1 protein-coding gene is annotated in these 898 nt (G+C 43.8%); it reads right to left on the bottom strand.

Annotation, left to right across the window (positions count from 1 at the left end; translation table 11 throughout):
- The coding region (locus A3756_RS28155) for a phosphohydrolase (protein WP_197481459.1) at positions 1-898 on the bottom strand (898 nt) is incomplete at both ends.

Consider the following 898-nt stretch of genomic DNA (forward strand, 5'->3'; position numbering starts at 1 on the left):
GTTTCCTTGTCGACGGGATTAAGATAAAAGTGTGTAATCCTTTCGTCGGTAAATTTATCAAAAAAACGACTGGTATCCGAGATTAATTTTAAGGTCGGTGCTTGTCTTTGATGATCTGATACTAATACTTTGATGTCTTCAAAACCATCTTTGATTTTTGTGAATCGTGCAGTAATGCTAGATGAGACTAATTGCTGCTCAGGGTGACCAAATTCCTTTGATAAGAAATTTAGGTAATGAAGCTCTTCTTCTTTGCTGAGGTTGTCTCGTGTCGCTAGATAGCGCATCTTATGTCTATCCAGAATACAGGAAGAGTAAGAGTTTTTCTTAACCGAAGCGTGCTTTCGAAAAGCTTCCCAGAAATAGCTGTCTGTTAGATACTTGAAACTATCAATATTGTCCAGACTGGCGTTAACGAAGCTCGACACTTCGGGGTTTTGCATCACTTCATCAATCGCAGCGCGGAGCAGCCAGTCGAAGCCTTGAGCTGTTTTGTGCGCGTAGACTTGTCGATACATTTGGTGACGACTATAAACAAAGTCTTCTAGAGAGCTTAGGCCTTTTTCCGCAATTGCCAGACCGAACCAGTTAGTTTGTGGACACCAACCAAAATGAATATTGCTTAGCAGGTGGTCCAGGTTAAAGCCTCCAATTGTGACCGAGGAGTGAAAACCGTCGCGAAGCATGTAATCGGCGCGGTCTGCATCCAGCTCACCCGATACCAGGCTTGATAAAACATGCTGTAATTTGCTGGCGAATTCATCAGGTAAGGAGTCCGGATTATTCGCCAGGTCGCTGGGAGCAATCAGCGGCCAAAGGGCGTGAGCGTGTCGATTAAATAAATCACTTGGGGAAATTGAGGTGGTTTCCATCAGAGACAGAATATCTAAAGGTTCCA

This window comes from Oleiphilus sp. HI0086, from assembly GCF_001635225.1.